At 42.8% G+C, this 17,653-nt stretch carries 21 protein-coding genes; 7 read left to right on the top strand and 14 right to left on the bottom strand.

Annotated elements, in window-relative coordinates; genetic code table 11:
- Window positions 1–20: 20 nt before the first annotated feature.
- The 6 genes from SOO65_RS06225 to SOO65_RS06200 form a co-directional block, all read right to left on the bottom strand.
- Complete coding sequence (locus SOO65_RS06225; RefSeq protein ID WP_321398456.1) at window positions 21–1,202, bottom strand: hypothetical protein; 1,182 nt, start codon at window positions 1,200–1,202, stop codon at window positions 21–23.
- 7 nt (window positions 1,203–1,209) lie between these two features.
- Window positions 1,210–1,812, bottom strand: a complete 603-nt coding sequence (locus SOO65_RS06220) for a 2'-5' RNA ligase family protein (RefSeq protein WP_321398454.1) — start codon at window positions 1,810–1,812, stop codon at window positions 1,210–1,212.
- A gap of 109 nt (window positions 1,813–1,921) precedes the next feature.
- Entirely contained in the window at window positions 1,922–3,202 is a 1,281-nt protein-coding gene (eno, locus tag SOO65_RS06215) for a phosphopyruvate hydratase (RefSeq protein WP_321398451.1), read from the bottom strand.
- Between the two features lie 56 nt (window positions 3,203–3,258).
- A complete protein-coding gene (locus SOO65_RS06210; RefSeq protein ID WP_321398449.1) occupies window positions 3,259–4,389 on the bottom strand; it encodes a TadA family conjugal transfer-associated ATPase in 1,131 nt (376 codons plus the stop codon).
- A 12-nt stretch (window positions 4,390–4,401) separates the two neighbouring features.
- Window positions 4,402–4,800 (bottom strand): cupredoxin domain-containing protein, encoded by a 399-nt coding sequence (locus SOO65_RS06205; protein WP_321398447.1) that lies wholly within the window; start codon window positions 4,798–4,800, stop codon window positions 4,402–4,404.
- Window positions 4,801–4,865: 65 nt separating this feature from the next.
- Window positions 4,866–5,177, bottom strand: coding sequence for a YqfO family protein (locus SOO65_RS06200; RefSeq protein ID WP_321398445.1), 312 nt, complete (start codon window positions 5,175–5,177; stop codon window positions 4,866–4,868).
- A gap of 181 nt (window positions 5,178–5,358) precedes the next feature.
- Between SOO65_RS06200 and SOO65_RS06195 the strand changes: the two genes are divergently transcribed.
- A complete protein-coding gene (locus SOO65_RS06195) occupies window positions 5,359–6,276 on the top strand; it encodes a hypothetical protein (protein WP_321398443.1) in 918 nt (305 codons plus the stop codon).
- A gap of 469 nt (window positions 6,277–6,745) precedes the next feature.
- Here the strand turns inward: SOO65_RS06195 and SOO65_RS06190 are convergent, their stop codons facing one another.
- The 3 genes from SOO65_RS06190 to SOO65_RS06180 are packed head-to-tail and all read right to left on the bottom strand — an operon-like array spanning window position 6,746 to window position 8,970.
- Entirely contained in the window at window positions 6,746–7,477 is a 732-nt protein-coding gene (locus tag SOO65_RS06190; protein ID WP_321398441.1) for a BamJ family beta-barrel-assembly machinery protein, read from the bottom strand.
- 42 nt (window positions 7,478–7,519) lie between these two features.
- Entirely contained in the window at window positions 7,520–8,395 is an 876-nt protein-coding gene (locus SOO65_RS06185; RefSeq protein ID WP_321398439.1) for an iron chelate uptake ABC transporter family permease subunit, read from the bottom strand.
- The gene (locus SOO65_RS06180) at window positions 8,383–8,970 is read right to left on the bottom strand and encodes an ATP-binding cassette domain-containing protein (RefSeq protein WP_321398437.1); all 588 of its coding nucleotides are present in this window, start codon (window positions 8,968–8,970) and stop codon (window positions 8,383–8,385) included. Before SOO65_RS06180 ends, SOO65_RS06185 begins: the two co-directional genes overlap by 13 nt.
- A gap of 61 nt (window positions 8,971–9,031) precedes the next feature.
- Between SOO65_RS06180 and SOO65_RS06175 the strand changes: the two genes are divergently transcribed.
- Window positions 9,032–9,991 (top strand): M48 family metalloprotease, encoded by a 960-nt coding sequence (locus SOO65_RS06175; RefSeq protein ID WP_321398435.1) that lies wholly within the window; start codon window positions 9,032–9,034, stop codon window positions 9,989–9,991.
- Here SOO65_RS06175 and SOO65_RS06170 read toward each other — a convergent pair.
- Both SOO65_RS06170 and SOO65_RS06165 read right to left on the bottom strand, forming a co-directional pair.
- The gene (locus tag SOO65_RS06170) at window positions 9,981–10,781 is read right to left on the bottom strand and encodes a hypothetical protein (RefSeq protein ID WP_321398433.1); all 801 of its coding nucleotides are present in this window, start codon (window positions 10,779–10,781) and stop codon (window positions 9,981–9,983) included. The genes SOO65_RS06175 and SOO65_RS06170 overlap by 11 nt on opposite strands.
- The gene (locus SOO65_RS06165) at window positions 10,765–11,409 is read right to left on the bottom strand and encodes a ribonuclease H family protein (RefSeq protein ID WP_321398431.1); all 645 of its coding nucleotides are present in this window, start codon (window positions 11,407–11,409) and stop codon (window positions 10,765–10,767) included. The genes SOO65_RS06170 and SOO65_RS06165 overlap by 17 nt, the downstream gene beginning before the upstream one ends.
- Before the next feature lie 100 nt (window positions 11,410–11,509).
- Here SOO65_RS06165 and SOO65_RS06160 point away from each other — a divergent pair, with 100 nt between their 5' ends.
- The 4 genes from SOO65_RS06160 (at window position 11,510) to SOO65_RS06145 (ending at window position 14,551) form a co-directional block, all read left to right on the top strand.
- The gene (locus tag SOO65_RS06160) at window positions 11,510–12,001 is read left to right on the top strand and encodes a 6-pyruvoyl trahydropterin synthase family protein (RefSeq protein WP_321398429.1); all 492 of its coding nucleotides are present in this window, start codon (window positions 11,510–11,512) and stop codon (window positions 11,999–12,001) included.
- Between the two features lie 2 nt (window positions 12,002–12,003).
- Window positions 12,004–12,693 carry a M14 family murein peptide amidase A gene (locus SOO65_RS06155; protein ID WP_321398427.1) on the top strand — a complete coding sequence of 230 codons (690 nt, stop codon included), beginning with the start codon at window positions 12,004–12,006 and terminating at the stop codon, window positions 12,691–12,693.
- Window positions 12,694–12,755: 62 nt separating this feature from the next.
- On the top strand, window positions 12,756–13,109 hold the full coding sequence (locus SOO65_RS06150) for a hypothetical protein (protein WP_321398425.1): 354 nt from the start codon (window positions 12,756–12,758) through the stop codon (window positions 13,107–13,109).
- Complete coding sequence (locus SOO65_RS06145) at window positions 13,097–14,551, top strand: hypothetical protein (RefSeq protein WP_321398424.1); 1,455 nt, start codon at window positions 13,097–13,099, stop codon at window positions 14,549–14,551. The genes SOO65_RS06150 and SOO65_RS06145 overlap by 13 nt, the downstream gene beginning before the upstream one ends.
- Window positions 14,552–14,584: 33 nt before the next feature.
- On the opposite strand, the gene SOO65_RS06140 is transcribed toward SOO65_RS06145, so the two are convergent.
- A complete protein-coding gene (locus SOO65_RS06140; protein ID WP_321398422.1) occupies window positions 14,585–15,460 on the bottom strand; it encodes a ferredoxin in 876 nt (291 codons plus the stop codon).
- A gap of 125 nt (window positions 15,461–15,585) precedes the next feature.
- Between SOO65_RS06140 and SOO65_RS06135 the strand changes: the two genes are divergently transcribed.
- Window positions 15,586–16,356: a 1-acyl-sn-glycerol-3-phosphate acyltransferase gene (locus tag SOO65_RS06135; RefSeq protein ID WP_321398420.1), complete on the top strand. Its 771-nt coding sequence runs from the start codon at window positions 15,586–15,588 to the stop codon at window positions 16,354–16,356.
- On the opposite strand, the gene SOO65_RS06130 is transcribed toward SOO65_RS06135, so the two are convergent.
- Both SOO65_RS06130 and rbfA read right to left on the bottom strand, forming a co-directional pair.
- Window positions 16,295–17,290, bottom strand: coding sequence for a tRNA pseudouridine synthase B (locus SOO65_RS06130; protein WP_321398418.1), 996 nt, complete (start codon window positions 17,288–17,290; stop codon window positions 16,295–16,297). The genes SOO65_RS06135 and SOO65_RS06130 overlap by 62 nt on opposite strands.
- Window positions 17,277–17,648 carry a 30S ribosome-binding factor RbfA gene (gene rbfA, locus SOO65_RS06125; RefSeq protein ID WP_321398416.1) on the bottom strand — a complete coding sequence of 124 codons (372 nt, stop codon included), beginning with the start codon at window positions 17,646–17,648 and terminating at the stop codon, window positions 17,277–17,279. Before rbfA ends, SOO65_RS06130 begins: the two co-directional genes overlap by 14 nt.
- Between the last annotated feature and the right edge of the window lie 5 nt (window positions 17,649–17,653).

Raw genomic sequence — 17,653 nt, 5'->3', positions numbered from 1 at the left:
ATCCCAAGATGTTTGGTCAACTATCTAAAGAACCCTCTGGCAACTACACCCTCTTTTAGTTCCTTCTTAGTATTGTAGAGCTGAGTGATCTTAACAATCGATGTTTCTGATTTGGCCTGAATGACTGTTCCTCGGGCCAGCAGGATATTTCCTCCAACGTAGTCAAAATCGAAGAAATCGATCTTCATTCCTTTTTGTACGTCACTTGAAAGTCCACGATCGATGACCACATAACCTTTCTTTGGAGAAACCTTGGTGATCGTTCCTTCAAAATCATAATCTTTAAATCTCTTATCCGGACTAGAAGTCTTCTTTCCATCCACACGTCTTATCAGAGCAAGACTAAAACTCGTCCCTAGGTCAGTGGATTTGCCGCTTACTACTTGAGATCCGCGGGCCTCAACTCGCCAACTTTCTCCAAGGGCAAGGTTCAGGCCAGCGTAAGGTGCCATCCATTCCCGATTGCTACTGTTGTAAAGAGCGGTACGACCAGTGTAGTAATTTGGTTTCTCGAGCGGCTTATCCTCATAGGGGTCATTGTTCATTGAAGATGAACCATCCACCCCAGCAATGAGTGCTACATATTTCCAGGCAAGTGCCGCTTCGGCCTGCCAATAAAGTTCAGTGGCAAGATCTTTACCTGGATTTCTATATCCACCTCGAAGCGTGAGGTAGTTATTCGTGCGAGAAGCATAAGTGACCGCCGCACCAACTGTGTATTCGTTCCCGTCATCACCGAGAACCATTGTTCCTCTTTGAGTACTGGTGGTTTCTTCGTTTGTATAAGGGGTATAACGAAAAGTTCCCTCAACTGCGTAGATAAAACGATCCACTGGTTTGAAGGCATACATGAGACTTAGAAATGTAGACTGAACACCGGTGCTGGTTTCATCTTCCACTTCTCCACCAGCATTGATCATCTTAGAAGCGTTTTGACGGAAGCGAACACCACCACTTAGTTGAAGTTCATTGGTTAAACCGTAACGGCCTTCCACTTCACCTTGCGTGCGAGAAAATGACTCTCCATCCAGAAACTCAACGTCTTTACCATCTTTATCAATGGACTTTGATGACTTGAAATAATCACCGGTCACACCAAGCTGATAGCCTTTTTTAAGGAGGACTTTTGTAGGAGGTACGTAACTAGTCTGCGCAACAGCAGCACTTGCTACAAACAACAGAAAAAGAGGAATGAACTTCATTCAACCATTATATGGAAATATTGGTTGAATGCAAAAAGGCGTTCGTAGGACGGTCGAAACTGATCAAATCTGCCTCTCTATACCAAATGCCATTGTTCTTCGAGAAAAGACAAATGGACTGGTAAGGTAGAGCGGTGAATTCTTGAAATTCTTTTTGAGCAAGATCAATCGAAGCATGCAGCTCCAGAGGATCATTGAATCGGCCAATCGTAAGAAAAGTTTTTTTAGAGTCTTTGATCTTCTTCTCACGGTCAGTGATATAAGACTTACAAATTGAAACCAACGACTCCTGACAGAGTGATAGTTCTTCTTCGATGGTTGGTTTTAAATAAAGAATTTTATTCTTCTTGTGCTCTTGAACATCCAAACCGGAAAAGCCCAAAACGTGATGAGCAGTGTTCTCGAAATAGAAAGATTCTAACTCTTCTACCAGCTCCTGCTTTAGCTTCTTAACTTCAGTGACCTCAATTTCAAATGGGGCCACGATCGGCAAATGCAAATCAGGATTGGTTTGATATTTGGAATCAAAACGCGAACGAAAACTTTCGATATTTTTAGCGAAAGAGTTGTCAGAGAAAAAAGTTAAACCGACAAATAGCTTAGAGTTCAATGGGACCCCCTTTGAGCTTAGGTCCAAACAAGTTCAATTTTAAGCCCTAGCGGGGATACGGACAAACAAAAAGCTGAGGGGAAAATGTTCCCCTCGAGCTTTAGAAGGCTTATTTTACTGGATCAAATTGCGCGCTCTGGCCCAATTCCTCTTCAATGCGAAGAAGTTGATTATATTTCTCCATTCGATCTGAACGAGAAGCAGAACCAGTTTTGATGTGGCCCGAGCCTGAAGCGACTGCCAGGTCAGCGATGAAAGCATCAGCTGTTTCACCTGAACGGTGAGAGATGATCGCTTTAAAACCATTATCGTAAGCAAGTTTCAAAGTATCGAATGTCTCAGAAAGAGAGCCGATCTGATTCACTTTCACTAAAATGGCATTGGCCTCTTTATTATCGATACCACGCTTAAGGATTTTAGCGTTTGTTACAAACAGGTCATCCCCTACGTTGACTAGTTTTGAACCAAGCTTCGCCTGGAAATTAATGAAGCCCTTTTGATCTGATTCATCGAAACCATCTTCGATTGAATAGATTGGAGCAATTTTTGTCATGTGCTCATAGTAAGGAATCATTTCGTCAGAAGTGTAAGTCTTACCTTGCATTTCGTACTTGCCGTCTTTGTAGAACTCAGAAGCAGCACAGTCTAGTGAAAGAGAAATATCTACACCTGGCCTATAACCGGCCTTCTGAATGGCAGTAAGAATACATTCAATCGCTTCGTCATGAGATTTAAGATCCGGAGCGAATCCACCTTCATCACCAACGTTTGTTGAATAACCTTTATCTGAAAGAACTTTTTTAAGGTTATGGAAAACTTCAACACCTGCGCGGAAGTTTTCAGAGAATGATTTTTTCATGTGAGGGACAATCATGAATTCCTGGATATCAAGATTGTTAGAAGCGTGAGCTCCACCGTTAATGATGTTCATGAGTGGAGTTGGAAGACGAAGTTTCCCAACTGGATTTGGAACTTTAAGATCTTCGAAAAGGTATTGATAAAGAGGCTTACCTTTTTCGAGTGCGCCGGCACGACAAACGGCCATTGAAACACCAAGGATCGCGTTCGCACCAAGTTTTGCTTTATTTTCAGTGCCATCGATTTCCAGCATGAGATTATCAATCGCACGCTGATCGAAAACGCTTTTGCCGATTAGTTTTGGGGCAATCAGTTCATTTACGTTTTTAACCGCAGTTAAAACGCCTTTACCCATATAGTGAGTTTTATCACCGTCACGAAGCTCAAGAGCTTCACGGCTACCAGTAGATGCACCAGATGGTACTGAAGCACGACCTACAAATCCTCTGTCTGTTGTTACATCAACTTCAACTGTTGGATTTCCACGTGAATCCAGAATTTGTCGCGCATGAATCTTTTTAATAGTACTCATAGAGGCTCCTTTGTAGTGCCTCTATTCTACTCAGCTTAAAACTTCTGAAAAGTCTTTTAAGATGCTTTCTTAAGCATTGGAAGGGCCCATTCAGGCGGCTTAAAGTTTGCTCTTGGGAATGGAAGTTTATTGGCCACAAACTCTTCAAAGAATGTTGGAACGTAACCCGTCGGAACCATTTCTCCGATGAACTTACCGTTCTCATCCTTACCAGTTTGCACCCAGCGAAAAATATCTCGCACCACATAACGACCGTGCTCATCCACACCCAGAACTTCTGAGATATGAGAAGTACGACGACCACCATCATGGTAACGGCTACATTGAACGATTAATTGCAGAGCACTTCCGACCATTTTACGAATAGCATCAGGTGGAATTTTCGTTTCACCCATCAGACACAAAGTCTCTAGACGAGTACAAGCATCGACCGGTGAGTTGGCGTGAACCGTACCCATTGAACCTTCGTGACCGGTACCCATGGCATTTAGAAGATCAAGTGCCTCAGGACCACGAACCTCCCCCACGATAATTCTATCTGGACGAAGACGGAGTGCTGATTCCATCAAATCTCTGATGGTCACTTCTTTGATCCCACGCTCTTTATTTGGCTTACGTGTTTCAAATTGAACCACGTGCTCAGCTTTAATTTGAAGTTCGGCCGCATCTTCAATGATAAGAAGGCGCTGAGTTTTTGGCATGCGGCCACCAAGAACGTTCAGCATGGTGGTCTTACCTGAACCGGTACCACCACTCACGAGAGTGTTCTTACCCATATACATGCAGCAATCGAGAAAACGCGCGCCATCTGGTGAAAGCGAACCGAAGTTAATTAGATCCTTCAGACCTAATTTCTCCTCTGAGAATTTACGAATCGCAACTGTCACACCGGCCTTGGCCATTGGTGGAATCACTACGGCAATACGTGAACCGTCCGGCAGACGAGCATCCAGACGAGGATTATCTGAATCAATCACACGACCTACCGACTGAGCAACTGCTCGCATCGAGGCCATCAAAGATTCGTCATCTGGAAATTTATTTGGAACTCGGTAAACGAGACCTTTACGTTCAATGAAAATATCGAAGGGACCGTTGATCATGACTTCTGAAATAGAAGGATCTTTCAGCAAATCGCCGATTGGTGCTAAGAGGGTCGAAATTGCGTCCTGAAAAACGCTACTCATGACTGAAAGCTCCTAATACTCTTTTGGGGTCCAAAGCATGCCGTCCCCTTTTTCTGAGGCCACTTCTCTCTTCGGCACAACTTTCTTTAAAACCACTATTTTTCCGTCATTTTTTGAACTTGGACAATAAAAGGCAAATTCTCCGGCCTTATCAAAGACCGCCTCTGCCTCAGTGACCTTGCCTTTATTGGCGGCCAGGAACACTTTATGAGATTCCACGATTAAACAATGAGGTTCTTCCACCGTTGAAGTCACATAAAACTTCACCTTTTCGCCTTCAAAAACTGAAAGAGACTTTGGGTAATAACCCTCTTTAGTCACAATAACGGCCACTTCACGCAGGGGTGGTGTCTTGTTTTCAGCAGCGAAGAGCTGAGTAGAAAGTAGAATAGAAAAAAGGAAGAGCTTCATTTAAACCTCTTTGTTCTCTTTTCTTATCGGTTTGAATGGATCAACTTTTTAGCTTTAATTACAGCTTAAATCCCGACTGTTTTTATCACGTGATAAGCGGGAGTTTCGTACGGATGTGACATCTTTAAAGCCGAAATTGCTGCGGCTAGATGTCCTTCTGCACAAACCATTTCCACTTTGAGTTCTGGAACACGTTCGACATCACCAACTTTTCCGATGAAAGGATCACTTCCTGCGAGTGGCTCAAACTGGCCTACTCCTTTGTATTCAAAGGAACATCGACGATAGTTACCAATTGTTCCTGCACCTGCCAGGAACATAGCTTCTTTCACCTTCTCTGCGTGATCTTCGGGAACATAAAACGCGATGAAAAACATGAATTTCCTTTAATTGATTTTGCGCGCAACTGCCTATTTTGGTCGGTTTTCCAACATCTTCTTACAACCTGAGGCCAAAATGAATTTCTGACTAGACAGGTTTTTTTGAAAAACGAAACAATAACCATCCAAATAAAATCCTAACACAAAATTGTATTAGAGATCACGGAGGATACCGAGAATGACTATGAAGAAACTTACAGCATTGGCACTAGGCCTTACACTTGCTGGATCAGCACTTGCTTGTTCACAAGATGGTAAAGGTGGATTCGTTCCTGAGAACGATCTATACATCTCTGCAGATCAGAAAGGTCTTAAGGGCGGTATCACAGAAGCTGAATTCAATGACGCTATCGACGAAGTTGAACGCATCTACTCTCCAATCGTTGCTAACCTAGGTGGCAAACTATATATCGAGCGTAACTGGACTGACGGTACAGTTAACGCATACGCTTCTCAACAAGGTAAAACTTGGAAAGTTGCTATGTTCGGCGGTCTAGCTCGTCACAACACAATCACTAAAGACGGTATGTCTCTAGTTGTGTGTCACGAACTTGGTCACCACATCGGTGGAGCTCCAAGAAAAGGTCAATCTGCTGGCGGCGGCGGATGGTGGGGCGGTAACGGCGGTGGAGCTGTTAGCTGGGCTTCAAACGAAGGTCAATCTGACTACTTCGCAGTTCTTAAGTGTCTTCGTAAAACATGGGTAAACGACAATAACCAAGCTATCGTAAAAGCTATGAACGCTCCGAAGATGGTTGTTGATGGTTGTAAAAAAGCTACTAAGAACGATAAAGAAGATACTGCTCTTTGTATCCGTACTTCAATGGCGGGTAAATCAGTTTCAGATCTATTCTCAGCTCTTGGTAACCTACCTGCTACAGCTTTCGAAACTCCAGACAGAGCAGTTGTTTCTAAAACAGATGACAACCACCCTAAAGCTCAGTGTCGTCTAGATACTTACTACCAAGGTTCTATCTGTGACGTAAGCATGAACGAAGACGTATCTGCTACTGACGAAGTAAAAGGTACTTGTCACGGTTCTCTTGGCCACAAATCTGGTACACGTCCACTTTGTTGGTTCAAACCTTCTAAGTAATTCTTAGATAAATTGATTTATATGAAGGCCACCGGAAGGTGGCCTTTTTTTTGTGCTTGTTCTGACTTTTAGATCGCCCTCCTCTGCTCTTCCTTTGCTTAGAAAGACATTTATAAAGAATGATAAGGGTTAATTACTGACGCTGGAGAAAGTAATTATTACCGCCGCTGGAGAAAGTGAATATTACCGCCGCTGGAGAAAGTGAATATTACCGCCGCTGGAGAAAGTGAATATTACTGCCGCTGGAGAAAGTGAATATTACTGCCGCTGGAGAAAGTGAATATTACTGCCGCTGGCGAAAGTAATTATTACCGCCGCTGGCGAAAGTGATCCCCGCAGGCTTCAGAATTAATTCAGAGATGAGTCTTTATATGTATCGTGATTCAAAAGCAGATTACAGGCCAATTTCAGTGCAAAAAAAAGGGCGGTATTGCTACCGCCCTCATCTATTAGATCTAATCTAAAAGAATTACTTTTTCTTTGGAGCTGGAGCAGCTGGCTTGTTAGCGTCAGCAGCTTTTGTAACTTTGAAAAGCTCAACTTCGAAAACTAGAGTTGCGCCACCAGGGATTTTCGGAGGAGCACCAGCTTCGCCGTAAGCTAGGTCAGAAGGAATTACGAACTTAGTTTTTCCGCCTTCTTTCATAGTTTGTAGACCTTCAGTCCAACCTTTGATTACACGGTTAAGTGGGAAAGAGATTGTCTTACCGCGCTCAACTGATGAATCGAAAACTGTACCGTCAGCAAGTGTACCGTGGTAGTGAACTTCAACAACGTCTTCAGCAGTTGGAGTAGCACCAGTACCTTCTTTGATTACTTTATAAGCTAGACCTGATTCAGTCTTAGTAGCACCTTCATCTTTGATGAACTTTTCGATGAAAGCTTTACCAGCTTCTTTTTCTTTAGCAGCAACTTTATCCATACGAGCTTTGAAAACTTCTTGGATACGGTTCTGATAAACGGCCATGTCTACTTCAGACTTTTCGTTCTTAGCGGCCATTGCAACACCTTTGTAAAGAGCAGCAAGCTCTTTATCAGAAAGGCTTAGACGTTGAAGGTTACCACCAAGCATGTATCCCATAGCGTAGAACGTTTTATCGTCTTCAGACTCAAGGGAAATTTTCTTTGGATCATTTTTAGAACAAGCAGAGAGAACTAGAACAGAAACTAAAAGGCTTAATAAAACCCACGTGTTTTTCATAGAGAACAATCCTTTGTTGATTAAAACATTTAAAGAATAACTTTATTTTTTAGTCTTTGCCACAATTTCCATGGGTCTGTATGAACTCCATAAAAGGAAAATAAGACTCAGCGCACCTACAGCAGTTGCTATCAGCCCTACCGGAATTTCTGCCCCGAAGATCGGGAAGTAGTAACAAGCGGAATCAATCGCCATGAGTAATAGTCCATTGGCAAACCCACCAATCAAAAACTCTCCTGCAAGATCGAATTTTTTAAACCAAAGCTTACGGGCGAGAATGGGAAACACTAGGCCCATGAATGAGAATGCTCCAAAGAGACTTATCACGGTAAATGTTCCGATTGCCACTGTCAGAAATAGAAACTTATAGACGAGTTTCTCCTCTAATTTCCAATTCGACGCCAGGTTCTTACCCAGAGAAAATAATAAAAATTCTTTAGATAATCTCCACCACCCTAAGAGAATCAAAAGTTCCAAAACAATTAAAATTCCCAGGGCCTCAATGTTCGCAAAACGAAAATGACCAAACCAAAGCTCAACCGGAAACGGAAGATTAAAGGCCAGGAACAAAAACTGCCATAACGAGAAGACTGCCCCTACCAACAAGTTAAAGGTAAGACCCAAAAGAATCAGTCGCTCAATATTTTTTGATTGTCCGATAAATTTAGAAAAGAAGAGTCCTACGAGAGCAAAGACCGGAACTCCGAAAAGAAACAATACTGTCACTGGATGCTCATAACCCGTCAGCAATAGAATTGAATGAAGGATTAGAATCCAGAGAATACTTAATCCATCAAAGCCAAGGGTTGAAGGGCTCGCCAGAATATTTCTGGTTCCCATTTGAATCAAACTTCCCGTCTGGGAAAGAATGGCGCCTGATAAAAAAGCACAGAGAAATCTTGGAATTAGATAGTCCACGATTTCACCTCTTTCAAAGTCTCATCCACAACTCCCAATTGAACAAAACGAGAATGACGAATCCACTCCTTATCATGCTCAACCAAAACAATGGACTTCTGCTTCGCTTGGAGTTCACTTACGACAGCACTCAATACTTGCTTCATATTCACATCGAGAAACTGCGAAGGCTCATCGAGTAAATAGCATTGAGACATTTGTGCCAGCGCCAAAGAGATTTTTAGCGCCTGACCTTCTCCTCCAGAGAGCGAAGAATGCAAGCGAGTCTCTTTTTGTTCGAGGCCAAAACGCTTCCAGAGTGAAGCGAAAAACTCTTTATCAATTTTATCGGCCCGAGATTTTAATAAAACATCTTTAATTTTTCTAAGCGGACGATCGTAAAAAAGATCCAACGGTTTTTGTTCAACGTAGGTCATGTCATGGGCATAAGTTTGCCACAGGCGATTCATGAGGGTGGATTTACCAAGCCCGTTCTCCCCCACTAAAGTCACTACTTCCCCAGGAGAAACCGTTAGCTCGACATCACAAGCACAATGAGGCAAAAAATGAGGATCAGTGATTTTGAATTTATACATAATTCTTGGAAGATTCTATCCTCTTACATAAAATGTGTTAATCGCTTTTAGAGGGGTATATATGACAAATAAGCTAATCATGGGACTTTCCCTGATGATTCTTTTGGTTTCTTGCGCCAAGACATCAGATCGCTACCGCGAAGGAAATAACGAGGGCCAACAAGTGGCCTTAACTGTTGATGAAGAAAAGAAGTTAACCAAGGAGGCCCTGCCGGAAATGATGAAAGAATATCCAGCGGCCGAAAATAAAGAGATCCAGGCCTACATCAATCGCTTGGGTCAGAAGCTCGTTAATGCTAATCGCTTAAATAACAACCCATACACTTACACTTTCACAGTGGTTGATGTGCAAGCGGTGAACGCGTTTGCAATGCCGGCAGGAAGTGTCTTTATCACTGCACCTATTATTGCGATGGCCGATTCTGAAGCGGAAATCGCAGGCGTATTAGGACATGAGATTGGCCACGTGACTGCTCGCCATACAGCTGAGCGCATGTATATAGCAAAGAAGGAACAAACGAAAACTTGGGTGTTCGGTGGAGTTGGTGCTGCTCTTGGTGGAGCTGCCGGCTATATGCTTAGTAAAAAACTTTGCGCTCCAAAAGACACTGCCTGTTTGGCGAAGTACACCGCCTATGGTGCAGGTGGTGGTGCAGTTGGTGGATTAATGGTTCAGAAGTTTGTCTTCATGAAAAACTCTCAGGAAGATGAATTAGAATCAGATCGCGTGGGCTTCAGATACGCAACTGTGGCCGGTTACGATAAAACGAAGATTGGCGACTTCTACTCAAAACTTGCTTCAATGGAAAAAGAAGCGAAGAAAGGTCAGAACGCTGCGATGGTTTGGTTATCAGATGCCATGGCCTCACACCCGAATTCAAATGAGCGCGTGAAGCAGGCAAAAGAAATGGAAATGAAAATGACTACGTCTGGAGGAATCGGTTCAACTGAAGAATTTCAACGTATGAAAAAGATCGCTCAGGATATGGTTGCTGCAAATAAAGCAAAAACTAAAAAATAGATTCTGCCCAATAAAGAAAAGCTTCAAGCTGAGTTACACCTGGAACCAAAGAACCAGGATAAATAAAGGTCATCCTCTGGGATGACCTTTTTATTTCTCGCTTATTATCACGACCCGGATCTTTCACTCCCACATGCATCGTATTTACCGGCATCTCACTCATGAGCTTCGATGACCAGTTTACGTAAGCAAGATCCGTGGGATAAGTTTTGATTTTCTTCAAATCCTTAAGCCACTTTACGACACCGTCATTGACCATCACAAATTCTGGTGCGCGACCACTGTGAAACTCTCCCAAATAAAAAACGACATTGAGATCATTCGGAATTTTCTTAAGTAGCTTTTCTTCCAAGGTTTTGATCTTAGAATTCAAAGTCGTGATCTTATCTTCACAATTCTGAACATAAGGAGTAATCGCCTTAATTGTTCCATCCATTGATTCTTTAGGAGTGAGACCTCGAGTATGAATTTCAGTGGCGATGATGGTTTTACGAGAACCTAAAACTTTTTTCAGATCACGACTCTCATCATAAAACACCACACTTCCTTCTAATTCAGAAAGTGCACTATGAGATAAAAAGATTCCGCCCGGATAGACCTTGCCGGAAAATTCTTTATCACTGATAGGATTGAAAACAGAAATACCGTGAAGTTTTGAGAGAAGTCCCAACTCTTTAAATACAACGGTTGAAGTTCCAGAAAGCGAAATGACTTTCTTGGCCGCTGCTTTAAATTCGCAAGCGGCCTCGAGATGAAATGATAGAAAGAGAAGACTAAGAAAGATTCGCATCCATCGCCTCATTGGCCTTCTTATCACAGTATTCGTTTTGCGGATGTCCGCCATGACCTTTTACCCAGGCCCATTCTACTTGCAGGAATGAATCTTTCACTCGATCAAGCTCCTGCCAAAGCTCAAGATTCTCTGGCGCTTTACCATCGGCCTTTTTCCAACCACGAGACTTCCAGCCTGCGACCCAACTCTTCATTCCGTCCACAACATATTTTGAATCAGTGATGACCTTGATTTTTGTAAGACGTGATTCAGGAAGAATATCCTTTAACTCTGAAAGACCACGAATCGGGCCCGAGAGCTCCATCTTATTATTTGTGGTGTGAGCTTCAAACTCCACACCTTCTGCAAGAACTTCACCTTGGTGATTTTGTACGACGTATGCAAATGCACCCGGACCCGGATTTCCACGACATCCGCCATCTGAATAGAGAGCAATCGTTTGAGGCTCACTTGCAATTTCGGCCGGGACCGGTAATCCCGCAGGAATTTCATCAATTTCCTCGGGTAGACTTTCCAGAGCACCACGGATGGTTTTGAAGGCCTCTTTTAGTATTTCCTGACTCGGAACTTCTTTTAAAAGCCACTTCTCGAGGGAATTCAGGGCGCGGAGCTGTTTTTTCTTCATTTTTGCCTTTAACAAAACGCAGCAAAGGCAGTATTCCCTTTGCCAACTTTTTAACGCGGTAGTATCTTCTGTGAGATTACCTCAACAGGAAAGGACCTCTTTGAGTCTTCCATTTTCGATTAAAGTTTATAAGCAATACTTTAATTTTGCATCTTCGCACTTCATGATTTTTGAGAACGGGACCCGTGAGCCTCTTCATGGTCACAATTACCGTGTTCAAGTTCGTGGCGAAGCTCCTTCTCTTGAAGGTGACATGGTTTTCGATTTCCTGGACATTAAACCGATCGTTCGTGAAGTTTGTGATTCCCTTGATCACAAGCTTTTGATTCCAAAAGATAACAAGCATCTGAAAATTTATACGGACAGAAAGAATTACGTCATTGAAACACCTGACGAAAGCCACTTCTCTATTCCACAATCAGATGTGCTTTTACTGCCGATTTTAAATACATCTGCAGAAAGAATCGCGGTCTATATCTGTGATGAAATTCGTAAAAAAGTGACGCAAAAATTTGGTTTTGCCTTTAATAGTTTTGAAGTGGAGGTTGAAGAGACACCGGGTCAGTCCGCTGTGTATCTTCATAGAGAGTAAATATGATTTTTTCTGAACTTGATAGTGGCGAATCAGTAGAAGGCCATCCGATTCCTGTTTTTAAAACGGACATCAAAGCTTCAAAGTATCTCTATCTTATTGGTGGAGTGCACGGTGATGAAGTGGAAGGTGTATACGTTCTGAAAGAACTTTTTCAGTGGTTAAAACTTGAACACTCACTGAAAGATCTTCCGATGATCGTAATTCCTATCCTGAACGTTGATGGTTATAAAAATCAAACTCGTGTAAATGCACACTCAGTTGATCTTAACCGCAATCTTCCAACAAAAGATTGGTCAGGTGTATTCAAAGAAGCTCGCTACAATCCAGGAGCTAAAGCGCTTTCTGAACCGGAAAACCAATTTCTGGTTAAGCTCATGGATAAGTACAAGCCAGGATTTATTCTTTCATTCCATACATGGAAACCGATCCTGAACTATAACGGTGACTGTAAGGACGTTGCTGAATATTTGCATGGCTTTAATAAATACGAAATGGCCTCTGATATTGGATATCCAACTCCAGGTTCATTAGGAACGTTCGCGGTTGAGAAGTATCAATCTCCAGTTTTAACATTTGAATGTCCTGAATTGAAAAAACACAGAGATAGCTTGAAAGAGATCTGGAAAGAAAATGAAGAAGGCCTAAAAGGCTTTTTCCAGACTGATCTAATCAAGCAAAAATTGTCCTAGTATTCGACCGGAGCGCTCCGGCTCCTTAAAGTCCCCTCTAAATTAACCGATACCGAAGGAATATGAAGACCATATTCCTTCTAGGTATTTTCATTGCTTCGAACTCCATCGCTTCAACAGGTTGTTACCTTTATGAGGTGAAGGGCGTGGCACGTATCAAAGGTTCAGACCTGGAATTGGTCGTGAACGAAAAGAGCATGTCCGAGATGAGATTCGGAATGAAAATTGCCGACACCGCGAAGTTTGGTTCGTATCTCGATACGACAACGAAAGGTGAATACGTCTTCAAAGGCAAACCCGTTTCAAAGTCTGTCATCCTGGAGATCAAAAACCTGGAACGCAGTACTCCTGATCCACTTAATCATCAAAATCATAGCTATATAAAAGAACTGAAGGCGGTTGAATGTCCAAAGTAAAAACCACCCTCCTCCTCTCCCTCATGACCTGTGCTCCTCTACACGCCAAAAACTACATGACGTTTATGGGTGGTGGTGGTGAGCCTGCAGGTCCTGAAACGATCTTCGATTATCAGGTTAAATCTATTGGAGATTTCAACTCGAACTCGACCTGGGAAACACAGGTCTCCTTCAATGGTGGTCACTCTAAAACTGAAGGATACATTGCGGACAGTTTTAAAAGAAAAGCGACCAACTCTCGGTTCACTGAATCCGAGTATGAAAGAATCATCAAAGACTACGAAACAAAGTTAAATAACGGCCAGATCACCAGTGGTGATCAACTCATGCTGGTCGTGACCACTCACGGTTCAATGAAAAAGCGTGATGATGAGAAGACCCATGACGTTTCTGTTACCGGTGGTGCCGTTCAAAACTTTGATACGGCCGAAGGTAGTCGCATGGTCTCAATGGACAAGCTAGAGAATCTTGTGAAGCTTGCAGAGAAAAGAGGCGTGAAACTCGCCATCATCGATCTGTCTTGTCACTCGGGAAATACCCTTGCTCTGAATAGACCCAATACCTGTATCATTTCTGCGACTGGCCCTAATCACTACGGCTATGCTGGTGGAGGTTCTGGTCCATTCACCAACTCATTTATCGATAGCATGAAGAAAGGAAAATCACTTGAAGAGGTTTTTTTAAATGCTCGAAATACATTCAGTGACCTCTCTTTTCCCATGATTTCATCCCCTGTGGGCATGGATCTTAATGAAGAGATGTATGACAACATCACTCCTTATCTCTACCGCTACGATTCCAATCACGATAAGTTTTCTCCTTACGTGACAAATGAAGCGTCTAAAGGTGAGGCCTGCGAGGAACCGAAGAATTACCAGGAACTCACAAATCTTATCACGCAATTCGAGGACATTAAGAAGGCCCGTGGAGTTGATTACAGCTCAAGAGATGGTAAAAAATTTCGTGAATCTGTGGACCGCTACTATACCCTTCTTACAAAAATGAGAACGGACTTAAGTAAGCTTGCCACTCCGAAAACTTCGCCGAAAGAAGAGTTTTGCACCGAAAAAGATGACGGAGTCATTAAACTTCGTAGTTGCATGACTTTGAATCAGAATGAAATCCTGAGCTACAATGCTGAACCACTTAAGAAACTTTATGCAAAAAGGATTCAATCCACTTCTGGCAAAGATAAAGAAGATGCAGAGATGACCTTGGAGAGAATCACCAAAGTTGAAAGAAGACAGCAGCAACTTATCCGAGAGAATCCTGACTATGCTAAACGAGCAAACTTTTTCAAAGATTGGCCCAAGTTAGAAGAAGAAACAACCAGACTCTCTTATGAAGTCGCAGGTCACGCTAAAGCGTTTTATCAGGAACGCTACAAGCAGAAGGCCTCTTCCGATACCCGACCTAACCCTTGCAAAGATTTTATCCTCTAGAAAAAAAAAGGCCCTCTTGCGAGGGCCTTTTCTTTATGATGCTTTTGTAAATTTGATGACTTCAACCGGACAAGCTTCAGCAGCTTCCTGGATCCTTAGACCGTCATCAAGAGGAGCTCCTGGACGGATGATACATGTATCAGCAAGAACCTCGAACACTTCCTTATAGATGTCTTCGCAAGCGTTACAAACGATACAACCTGGCTCAATCCAAACCTTGGCGATTTTGAAGTTCTCAGCAGCAGGAGCAGCAGCTCCGCCAGCAGCGGCCGCGCCACCTGCAGCAGCACCACCGAACTGAGCAGCAAAAGCTGGGTTCGTAGCGATTGCAAGTTGTGAACCTTTTCCTGGAACTGTATCAGCAATGAATGAACGGATAGGTACATCGATTGGTGGTTGAGATTTTTTCACAACATCTAGTTTGTGATCAGCAACAAACTGATCAACAGTTAGATGAGCTTCAGTCACAAGCTTCTTGAACTTAGGGCCTTTCATATCGAACTGGAAAACCACGCCGTCAGTTGAAGAAACAACTTCAATCTGAACCATAGCTAGGTCAAAGTTCTTAGCGCCTAGTAGATCGATGAAACCAGGTCCCATATCTACTTCAGTAGCGAAAGAAGTTTTCTTAGCATCGAATGGCTTTGATACTTCAACCTGAGTCGGGCTACCGAACGGGTTGAACAAGCGAATGCGAATAGTGTCTAGTGCAGCTGGCTCTTTCGCTGAATTCCACTTGAATCCGAAAGCGAAGAAGTTACCGCTCTTTGTAGATCTTAAAAGTGTTAGCTTAGGCTTTCCGAACAAAGTCTCGAAAGTCCCGAACAATAAACTTAAACCGGCCAAACCAACAACAAGGTTGATTACCAGAAAAATAGCAACGCCCATGGCGATTAAGCTAGATGACACAAGTAACTCCTAAAAAATGATCCTATTAATCTTCAAAATTATAGCCTAAACAGCTGGAAATTAGAACAAAAAGATCAGGACTCTTTATTGATATAGTCATCTATTTTTCTGTACAATGCCACCCTATGCGTATTCTTATTCAAATAAAAGCTGTTGTAGTAGGCACAGTCCTACTTTTTACTACTCTTGTGCCTGCTTGTTTAGTGGCCCTGCCTTTTGGTCTGGAAAGAAGACTGAAAATCATGAGCCCGATGTGGGAACGTTTCGGCAAACTCCTTTTGCGCTATGCGTGTCACGCAAAAGTTCGCTATTCCGAAGACCATCGCTCTCCGGAATTCGCCGGAGTTCCAGCGCAAGGTCTTTATATTGCGAATCACCAGAGTTACATGGACATCCCGCTGGTCATGACGAAGTACCAGGTACCACCAATCATGAAGAAAGAGGTTCTCTACATCCCTATCTTTGGTTGGATCGCTTACGCTTCCGGCTCTATGCCGGTTGCCCGTGGAAAAATGTCTTCACGTAAAAAAGTTTTTGATCAGGCGAAGAAGAGAATCCTGGTTGAGAAAATCGGTCTTCAGGTTTATCCGGAAGGCACTCGTTCAAAAAATGCGGTTCCAAAAACGATGGAAGAAGTAAAACGCACGCTCATGATTTTCGCTTTCAATGAAAAAATTCCTGTCATTCCAACAAGTATCTATGGAACACGTGGCATCCTGAACCGTTGGGGAATGATTCGTCCGAACCGTAATATCGGAATTATTGTTCACAAAGAAATTGATCCAAAGAACTTCTCAAACGTAGATGACTTTTGTGTTGCGTGTTGGGGCAAAGTTATTGAGGGTCATGATCAGATGAAGAAGGAACTTCAACCTCTGAATGAAAATTTATCTTAGGTTTTAATTCGGTAGGAAAAGTTTTTTCCCCCAGACCAAGAAGTTTTTCGCTCTCATCCAGCATCCAGAAATAATTCTGAGAAAGAGATGAATCCTGCAGAACATTCAAATCTGCCGGTCTTAGAAATCCACCATTTTTAAAAATCAGTGTCTGCTTTTCATCAAGCTTCAGCTTGGTGAAAGGCAGCACATCTTCAATTTTCATTCCGCGAGAAATGATGGGAAGAGTTTTATCCTGAGGCCAGTCTTTCATTTTAAGTGCGGTCTTGTAAGTAACAGGTCCTACACTTTCACGCACCAGTGAAATGAGAGAACCAAGAGTTCCTAAGTAATTGCACATGTCTGTGAAAAGCGTTCGAACATATGTACCTGAGCTCACTTCCACTCTGATTGAGAGATAAGGGAAAGCGTATTTTACGACTTCGATTTTATAGACCTTACGTAAAACTGGCTCTTTCTTGACTTCAATTCCTTCTCTCGCCCACTCGTGCATATTGCGGCCCATGAACTTTGAGGCCGAATATTTATGAGGAGCTTGCCAGTAATCACCGATAAACTTCTCACGAAGTTTTTCTTCGATGAACTCACGACTGAAACTCGCGATCTCACGAGTTAAATAAAGAGATTCATCACGCTGGACGATTTCGGAAGTGTAATCACCGGTCGGTGTTTCAATCCCAAGTTTTCCAACGGCAAGATAAGTTTTTGGAAGGAAATCGTGAATGAAATCATTCAAACGAGCAGCGCCACAGATACCAATCATGAGAACACCGGAAGCAAATGGATCTAGAGTTCCAAAATGCCCGATCTTCCCAAAGCCCTGGGGAAGATGACGTTTAAAGTGCCTGACCACATCGTAAGACGTGATCCGGGCAGGTTTAAACACATTAAATACTAAAGGGGGAAACAGCGCCTGTTTCTTATTCAGCTTCATCCGCTGAATCTTTCAGGAGCTTGTCGATCTTGTTCGAATCTTCGAACTGAGAATTGTACACGTAGTGAATTTCAGGAGTGTGACGAACTTCCATCTTGGTAGAGAGAAGCTTACGCATACGACCTGCTGTACTTTCAATCGCCTCTTTCGCGTCTCCACGAGTTTGAGCATTGAAAGTGTCCCAATAAACTTTCGCGTGAGAATAGTCTTGAGTCAGTTCTACGTGAGTGATTGAAACATTAATGAGTCGAGGATCCGCGAACTCTCTTCTGAGAGCGAGATTAATCTCATCGCGGATCCTTTCCTCGTATTTTAGTTTTGAAAATTTATTACCACGTCCGGTACTGGCCTTGGCCATTTGTC

Origin of the sequence: Peredibacter starrii, from assembly GCF_034259205.1 — a bacterium.
GTDB classification, from domain to species: domain Bacteria; phylum Bdellovibrionota; class Bacteriovoracia; order Bacteriovoracales; family Bacteriovoracaceae; genus Peredibacter; species Peredibacter starrii.
This window is presented reverse-complemented; position numbering and strand designations above follow the sequence as displayed.